This window comes from Streptomyces sp. CNQ085, from assembly GCF_022614595.1.
GTDB lineage: Bacteria > Actinomycetota > Actinomycetes > Streptomycetales > Streptomycetaceae > Streptomyces.
Window position 1 is genome coordinate 8,609 of sequence record NZ_JAJFAU010000044.1, and the last position, 7,827, is coordinate 16,435.

The 7,827-nt window shown below is 73.8% G+C and carries 7 protein-coding genes; 3 read left to right on the forward strand and 4 right to left on the reverse strand.

All coding sequences use genetic code 11. From position 1 onward, the window contains the following. Window positions 1-67: 67 nt before the first annotated feature. A complete protein-coding gene (locus tag LJ221_RS10435; RefSeq protein WP_241715635.1) occupies window positions 68-1,357 on the forward strand; it encodes a M18 family aminopeptidase in 1,290 nt (429 codons plus the stop codon). 154 nt (window positions 1,358-1,511) lie between these two features. Next, complete coding sequence (locus LJ221_RS10440; protein ID WP_241715636.1) at window positions 1,512-1,742, forward strand: DUF6458 family protein; 231 nt, start codon at window positions 1,512-1,514, stop codon at window positions 1,740-1,742. Between the two features lie 48 nt (window positions 1,743-1,790). On the opposite strand, the gene LJ221_RS10445 is transcribed toward LJ221_RS10440, so the two are convergent. Both LJ221_RS10445 and LJ221_RS10450 read right to left on the reverse strand, forming a co-directional pair. Then, window positions 1,791-3,677 (reverse strand): NHL domain-containing thioredoxin family protein, encoded by a 1,887-nt coding sequence (locus LJ221_RS10445; protein WP_241715638.1) that lies wholly within the window; start codon window positions 3,675-3,677, stop codon window positions 1,791-1,793. 121 nt (window positions 3,678-3,798) lie between these two features. Continuing rightward, window positions 3,799-4,596: a carbon-nitrogen family hydrolase gene (locus tag LJ221_RS10450; RefSeq protein WP_241715640.1), complete on the reverse strand. Its 798-nt coding sequence runs from the start codon at window positions 4,594-4,596 to the stop codon at window positions 3,799-3,801. Between the two features lie 177 nt (window positions 4,597-4,773). Between LJ221_RS10450 and LJ221_RS10455 the strand changes: the two genes are divergently transcribed. Further along, window positions 4,774-5,598 (forward strand): maleylpyruvate isomerase family mycothiol-dependent enzyme, encoded by an 825-nt coding sequence (locus LJ221_RS10455; protein WP_241715643.1) that lies wholly within the window; start codon window positions 4,774-4,776, stop codon window positions 5,596-5,598. Between the two features lie 31 nt (window positions 5,599-5,629). On the opposite strand, the gene LJ221_RS10460 is transcribed toward LJ221_RS10455, so the two are convergent. Next, on the reverse strand, window positions 5,630-6,958 hold the full coding sequence (locus LJ221_RS10460) for a nitrate/nitrite transporter (RefSeq protein WP_374228420.1): 1,329 nt from the start codon (window positions 6,956-6,958) through the stop codon (window positions 5,630-5,632). Then, on the reverse strand, window positions 6,955-7,626 hold the full coding sequence (locus LJ221_RS10465; RefSeq protein ID WP_241715645.1) for a GntR family transcriptional regulator: 672 nt from the start codon (window positions 7,624-7,626) through the stop codon (window positions 6,955-6,957). The genes LJ221_RS10460 and LJ221_RS10465 overlap by 4 nt, the downstream gene beginning before the upstream one ends. Window positions 7,627-7,827 lie beyond the last annotated feature (201 nt).

The window sequence follows — 7,827 nt, forward strand, 5'->3', positions numbered from 1 at the left end:
GGGTGGGCGGGGGTCCCGTTCCCAGGTCAGGGGGGAGCGGGACCCCCGCCGTTCGTATGCTGGAAACATGAGTACTCCCAGCCGCTTCGACCGTGGCCACACCGACGACCTGGCCTCCTTCCTCGCCGCCTCGCCCACTCCGTACCACGCGGTCGCGAACGCCGCCGAGCGGCTGGAGAGGGCGGGCTTCCGGCGGCTGGCCGAGACCGACGCCTGGGACGGCGACGGCGGCGGCCGGTACGTACTGCGCGGCGGCGCGATCATCGCCTGGTACGTGCCCGGGGGCGCCACGCCCGCCACCCCCTTCCGGATCGTCGGCGCCCACACCGACTCCCCGAACCTGCGCGTCAAGCCCGTGCCCGACACCGGCGCGGCCGGCTGGCGGCAGATCGCCGTCGAGATCTACGGCGGCACCCTGCTCAACACCTGGCTCGACCGCGACCTGGGCCTGGCCGGACGGCTGGCCCTGCGCGACGGCTCCACCCGCCTGGTGAACGCCGACCGGCCGCTGCTGCGCGTCCCCCAGCTCGCCATCCATCTCGACCGGGAGGTCAACAGCGGCCTGAAGCTGGACCGGCAGCGCCACATGACGCCCGTCTGGGGCCTGGGCGAGCCCCGCGAGGGCGATCTGGTGGACTTCCTCGCCGCCGAGGCCGGTCTGGACGCCGCCGACATCGCCGGCTGGGACCTGATGGTCCACAGCATCGAGCCGCCCGCCTACCTCGGCCGCGACCGCGAACTGCTCGCCGGGCCGCGCATGGACAACCTGCTCTCCGTCCACGCCGGCACCGCCGCCCTGATCGCGGCCGCCGGGGCCGGGAATCCGTCGTACATCCCGGTGCTGGCCGCCTTCGACCACGAGGAGAACGGCAGCCAGTCCGACACCGGCGCCGACGGCCCGCTGCTGGGCAACGTGCTGGAGCGCTCCGTCCTCGCGCGCGGCGGCACACCGGAGGACCGCGCGCGGGCGTACGCGGGTACCGTCTGCCTCTCCTCGGACACCGGCCACGCCGTGCACCCCAACTACCCCGAGCGCCATGAGCCGGGCCACCACCCGATGCCGAACGGCGGCCCGATCCTGAAGGTCAACGTCAACCAGCGGTACGCCACCGACGGCACCGGCCGCGCCGTCTTCGCCGGCGCCTGCGAGCGGGCCGGGGTGCCGTGGCAGTCGTTCGTCTCCAACAACGCCGTCCCCTGCGGCACGACGATCGGTCCCATCACGGCCGCGCGGCACGGCATCGCCACCGTGGACATCGGCGTGGCGGTCCTGTCGATGCACTCCGCCCGCGAACTGTGCGGCGCGGACGACCCGTTTCTGCTGGCGAACGCCCTGACGGCCTTTCTGGAGGCCTGACCGGCCGGGCCCGAGGCGTCCGCCGACAGGCCGTCAGAAGCGCTGAGGGGGGCCGGGATCGACGGACTCGCACAGCACTCGGAATGCAAGTCCCGCCCAGGGGTACCCGGTTGACTGAACGAGCCCTCAACCAGCCGGACGGAGGCGGTTCTTCATGGGCATGGCACTGACCATCGCACTGATCGCGGTGGGCGCGATCCTGACCTTCGGGGTGAACTGGGATATCTCCGGGGTCAACCTCGATGTGATCGGCCTGATCCTCATGGCGGTCGGCTTCATCGGGCTGGCGTCCTACGTGGCCATCTTCAAGCGCCGCCGTGTACAGCCGCCGAGCCCGGCTGCTCCGGTTGTCGAGGAGAACCACCGCCACCAGTGGCGCGCCTGACGCCCGGAGCGTCCGCACGGCGTGCGGACGCTCCGGCGCGCTCCGGCGCTACGCACCGCCGTCCAGCCCCGCCAGCACCAGCGGCAGCCGGGAGACGCCGTCCGCCGTGACGCGCACGGGCACGCCCCAGTCCTGCTGGTGGACATGGCAGGCCGGATACTCGTTGGCCGGGTCGTCGTCGCAGGAGGCGGCCATCGCCGAGACGTGCAGCACGCCCTCGGCGACGCCGTCGGCGAGCACCAGCTCCCGGCTCAGGTCGGTGCCCTGCCCCGCGCCGTCCGCCAGCAGCTCCGGCGGTGTGGAGCTGACCAGCAGCCGGGTGGAGGGGCCGTAGCGGGTGTCGAGCTTCTGGCCGGGCGGGGCCTGGAAGACCACGTCCAGCCGGAGCGCCCCCGGCGCCACCCCGGTCGCCTCGCGCCGGGTGCGGTGGGCGACGGACTCGACCCGTACCGCCTCCTCGGGCAGCCGCAGCCGGGTCAGCCGGTGGCGGGCGGACTCCACGACCACGATGTCGTCCCCCACCAGCACGGCGCCGGACGGCTCGCGCAGATCCGTGGCGAGCGTGGTGACCTCCTCGCTCGCCGGGTCGTAACGGCGCAGGGCGTGGTTGTAGGTGTCGCAGACCGCCACCGATCCGTCGGGCAGCGCGGTGACGCCCAGCGGGTGCTGGAGCAGGGCCTGGCCGGCCGCTCCGTCGCGGTGGCCGAAGTCGAACAGGCCGGTGCCGACCGCCGTGCGCAGCACGTATCCGCCGCCGTCACCGCCGTCCTCACCGTCAGCGCCGCCCTCGCCGCCCGCGGCGCGCTCGACCCAGCGCAGCGCCGAGGTCTCGGAGTCGGCGATCCACAGCCGGTCCCCGGCTGCCGCGAGCCCGGAGGGCTGCGCGAACCACGCCTGGCCGGCCGGGCCGTCCACCAGGCCCTCGTTGGTGGTGCCCGCCGCGACCGCGACCGTCCCCGCCTCCGGGTCGTACGCCCACAGCTGGTGGACGCCCGCCATGGCGATCCACAGCCGCCCCTCCCACCAGGCCACGTCCCACGGCGAGGACAGGTCCACCTCGCGCGCGGGCCCGGCCGCCGGCGAGCCCTGCCACCACTGGCGGCCCGTGCCGGCGAGCGTGGTGACCCCGCCGGAGGCCGGGTCCCAGGCCCGCAGCGCGTGGTTGACGGTGTCGGCGACGGCCACCCTGCCGTCCGGGAGCGGCGCCAGGCCCTGCGGCTCGCTGAAACGGGCCTCCTCCCCCGGGCCGTCGGCCAGCCCGCGCGTCCCCTCACCGATCCGCCGCACCACCGTCTCGCCGTCCGGCTCCAACTCCACCAGCTGGTGCCGGGTGGTGTCAGTGACCAGCAGGTTGCCCGAGGGCAGCACGAGCGCCTTGCCGGGGAAGCGCAGATCGGTCGGCTCCGGCTCCGGCGGCACGTACGGGCCGTCGCCCCGCCGCAGGGTGCCCTTGGCCTCGTGCTCGGCCTCCAGCTCCGTCACCAGCTTCTCGATGGCGTGCACATGTCCCTCGCCCGCGTGCTGGGCGACGACGTACCCCTCGGGGTCGATGACGACGAGGGTGGGCCAGGCGCGCACCGCGTACTGCTTCCAGGTCGCCAGCTCGGGGTCGTCCAGGACGGGGTGGTGCACCCCGTAGCGCTCGACGGCGTCGACGACGGCCCGGTGATCGGCCTCGTGGACGAACTTCGGCGAGTGGACGCCGACGACCACCACGGTGTCGCCGTGTCGCTCCTCCAACTCGCGCAGCTCGTCGACGACATGCAGGCAGTTCACACAGCAGAAAGTCCAGAAGTCGAGGACGGTGATGCGTCCCCGCAGGCCGGCGAGGGTCAGCTCCTTGCCGCCGGTGTTCAGCCAGCCGCCCTTGCCGATCAGCTCGGGGGCACGGACGCGGGCACGGCGGCGGGGGGCGGCGGGGACGAGGTCGGTCATACCCCCCAGTGTGCCAAGTTCCCGCACGCGCCCTCGCGCAGCTCCCCGCCGCCCGCCGCGGCTCACGGGAACAGGACGTCCCGCGGCGGTTGCGCGGTGGGCGGGAGCGGGGGCGGGGCGCTCAGCGCAGCACCCGGTCCCGCAGGACGGGGAAGTCCTGGCGGACCTTGTCGACGTACGCCGGGTCCAGTTCGGCGGTGACGACCCGCTCCCCGGCGTCCGGCGCCTCGGCCAGCGTCTCGCCCCAGGGGTCGATGATCGCGCTGCGGCCCGCCTGGGGGACGCCCGCGTGGGTGCCCGCGGTGCCGCAGGCCAGCACGTACGCCTGGTTCTCCACGGCGCGGGCGCGGGCCAGCAGGGACCAGTGGGAGGCGCGGCGGGCGGGCCAGCCCGCCGGGACCACCAGCGCCCGGGCTCCGGCGTCGGTCAGCGCGCGGAACAGTTCGGGGAAGCGCAGGTCGTAGCAGGTGGCCAGGCCCAGGGTGATGCCGGGCAGGGCGACGGTGACCGGTTCGGCGCCGGCGGACATCAAGGTGGCCTCGCCGCGGTCGAAACCGAAGCGGTGGATCTTGCGGTACGCGGCGGCCCGCTCGCCGTCGGGGGAGAAGACCAGGGAGGTGTTGTACAGGGCCGTTCCACCGGGGCCACCGGGGCGCTCGGCACGTTCCACGACGGACCCGGCGTGCAGCCAGACGCGCGCCTCGCGGGCCGCCTCGGACATGACCCGTGCGGTGGGGCCGTCCAGCGGCTCGGCGCCGCTCTCGAAGGAGTCGAAGGCGAAGGCCCCGACCGTCCACAGCTCGGGCAGGACCACCAGATCGGAGGCCGTCTGCTCGCGGACGAGCGAGGCGGCCCGCAGGCGGCGCGCTTCGACCGTTTCGTCCCCGTCCACACCGATCTGGATGAGAGAGGCGCGCACCGTACCACCGTCCATGGGATCGAGGGGGCCAAACGCCGGTCGAAAGCCGGTCGAAAGCAGCCTACGATCGTCACCCGAAAGGCCTGTCAGGCTGCTTGCCCGCAGCGTAACTTGAGAGCACCCAGTCCGCGAACCCACACCATCCACACGTATTCAGCACGTATCCGAGGGGTCCCGTTGACCGACCACCCTAGCCTTCAGCCCTACGCCGACGCCTGGGCCCACTCCGTCGAGGCGATATCCGAGCTGGTCTCCCCGCTGGTCGAGGGCGAGTGGAACCGCGCGACCGAGTGCCCGGGATGGTCGGTCCGCGACATCGTTTCCCATGTCATAGGGTCGGAGTGCGAGATGCTGGGCGACCCCCGCCCCATCCACACGCTGCCGCGGGACCTGTTCCATGTGAAGGACGAGGTCAGCCGCCGCCTCGAGGTCCAGGTGGACGTGCGGCGCTGCCACACCGCCCCGGAGATGACCAGCGAGCTGGAGTACACGATCATCCGCCGTTCCCGCCAGCTGCGGAACGAGAAGCGCGCCCCGTCGACGATGGTGATGACCCCGCTCGGCCGGGAGATGACGCTGGAGCGGGCGCTGCGGCTGCGGGCGTTCGACGTGTGGGTGCACGAGCAGGACCTGCGGCGGGCGCTGGGCGAGCCGGGCAACCTCGACTCCCCCGGCGCCCATGTGGCACGGGACGTGCTGGTGGACGGGCTGCCCAAGGTGGTCGCCAAGGACGCCGGGGCGCCGCCGAACTCGGCGGTCGTCATCGACGTGGGCGGGCCGGTGGAGTTCATGCGGACCGTGCGCGTGGACTCCGAGGGCCGGGGCACGGTGGACGGCAGCGTCTCGCTGGGGCCGGCGGTCACGCTGGTGACGGACTGGGAGACGTACCTGCGGCTGGCCTGCGGGCGGGTGCGGCCCGCGGCGGTGCGCGAGAACCTCAAGATCGAGGGCGACCAGGCCCTCGCGGACGCGATCCTCGCGCACTTCGCCGTCACGCCCTGACACCTCCCCGGGGCCGGGGCCGCGTCCCGTCTCACGCCGGTACGTGCACCGCCTCGACGCGGCTGGCCACCACCCGCTCGCGCTCGCGACGGTGCGCCCGGCCGCGCAGCCGCAGGATCTGGGCGGTGCCCAGCGCCTGGAGGACGAAGACGGAGGCGAACGCGATCCGGTAGTCGTCACCGGTCGCGTCCAGCAGGACGCCCACCGCCAGCAGGGTGGTCATGGAGGCCGTGAAGCCGCCGATGTTGACGATGCCCGACGCCGTGCTCTGCCGCTCGGGCGGATTGGCGGGGCGGGCGAAGTCGAAGCCGATCATCGAGCCCGGACCGCAGGAGCCGAGCACCACGCACAGCAGCACCATCGCCCACAGCGGCGCCCGCCCCGGCCAGCCCAGCGCCATCGTCCAGACGGCGGCCGTGGCCAGCACCGTGCCGAGCGCGATCGGCGCCCGTGCGCTGTGGTGCCGGGCGATGACCTGGCCGTAGACCAGCCCGATGGCCATGTTGGAGAGCACCACCACGGTCAGCAGGGTGCCGGCCTCGGCGCGGGTGCGGCCCTGCGCCTCGACGAGGAACGGCATCCCCCACAGCAGCAGGAAGACCATGCCGGGGAACTGGGTGGTGAAGTGCACCCACATGCCCAGCCGGGTGCCCGGCTCGCGCCACGCCTCGGCGAGCTGGCGGCGCACGTGACCGTGCTCGCGCGGCGGCCCCTGTCCGAGGGCGGAGGAGGGCGGGCAGGCGGGGACTCCCTCGGGCCGGTCCCGGAGGAAGAGCAGGACGAGCACCAGGACCAGCACGCCCAGTCCGGCACTGCCCGCGAAGGTCGGCGTCCAGCCGAAGGTGTCCAGCAGACGCGCCAGGACCAGTGTGGTCAGCAGGTTGCCCGCCATCCCGAACAACGCCGCCACCTGGGCGATCAGCGGACCGCGGCGGGGTGGGAACCAGTCGGAGCCCAGCCGCAGCACGCTGATGAACGTCATGGCGTCCCCGCAGCCCAGCAGCGCGCGGGCGGCCAGCGCCGTGGCGTACGAGCCGGAGAGGGCGAAGGCGAACTGGCCGGTGGTGAACAGCACGATGCCCAGGACCAGGACCTTCCTGGTGCCCCAGCGGTCCACCAGCAGGCCGACGGGTATCTGCATCCCGGCGTAGACCAGGAGCTGGAGGATGGAGAAGGACGACAGGGCCGAGGCGTTGATGTGGAAGCGGTCGGCGGCGTCGATGCCCGCGACGCCCAGGCCGGTGCGGTAGGTGATGGCGGTGAAGTAGACGGCGACGCCCAGCCCCCACACGAAGGCGGCCCGCGGGCCGCCGAGCCGCGCTCCGGAGGCCGGTGTTCCGGGCAGGTCCCCGCCGCTCACCGGACCTCACCGCGCAGCAGGTGCCGCACGGAGCCGACATGGCCGCGCACCGCCTCGGCGGCGGCCTCCGCGTCCCCCGTGCGCAGTGCGCGCAGGATCTCGGTGTGCTCGGTGATGTTCTTGGCGATCCGGTCGGGATGGGAGTGCATCACGGCGACGCCCATGCGCAGCTGGCGGTCGCGGAGCTGGTCGTACAGGCGCTCCAGGATCTGGTTGCCGGCCGCCCTGACCACGGTGGCGTGGAAACACCGGTCGGTGGCGGCGACCGCCGCCAGGTCGCCGGTCCCGGCCTGTCGCCGCTGCTGCTCCAGGAGTTCACCGAGCCGGTCCAGCAGGTCGCGCGGCGCGGGGGTGACCTTGCGCACGGCGTGCTCCTCGACCAGCAGCCTGGTCTCGACGACATCGCCGATCTCCTGGACGGAGACGGGCAGGACGAGCGCGCCCTTCTTGGGGTAGAGCCTGAGCAGCCCCTCGGCCTCCAGGCGCAGCAGCGCCTCCCGCACGGGGGTGCGGGAGACTCCGACCGCCCCGGCCAGCTCGCCCTCGGTGAGCAGGGTCCCGCCCTCGTAGCGGCGCTCCAGGACGGCCTGTTTGACGTGGGCGTAGACGCGTTCGGCGGCGGGCGGCGCCGGATTCCGGGCCGGCCCCGGGGAGGACTGGAAGGGCATGTGCACACCATAGATACAACAGGTATGCGTGCACACCCTGATCCGTCATGCGGGACAGGGCAGGACAGGACGGAACGGCGCGGGGTGCGGCCGGGCCGGGTCACAGCGCCTGCCGCGCCGCAGCCACGACGTCGGCGCTCTCGCGCCCCTTCCGGCCCCGGGTCCCGGGGCCGGACCGACCGGGGGGGGGGGGGGGGGGGG

What these genes read in the sequence shown, in the direction of transcription:
- LJ221_RS10445 (WP_241715638.1), bottom strand. Translation starts at nt 3,677, where the DNA reads ATGACCGACCTCGTCCCCGCCGCCCCCCGCCGCCGTGCCCGCGTCCGT.
- LJ221_RS10465 (WP_241715645.1), bottom strand. Translation starts at nt 7,626, where the DNA reads ATGCCCTTCCAGTCCTCCCCGGGGCCGGCCCGGAATCCGGCGCCGCCC.
- LJ221_RS10440 (WP_241715636.1), top strand. Translation starts at nt 1,512, where the DNA reads ATGGGCATGGCACTGACCATCGCACTGATCGCGGTGGGCGCGATCCTG.
- LJ221_RS10435 (WP_241715635.1), top strand. Translation starts at nt 68, where the DNA reads ATGAGTACTCCCAGCCGCTTCGACCGTGGCCACACCGACGACCTGGCC.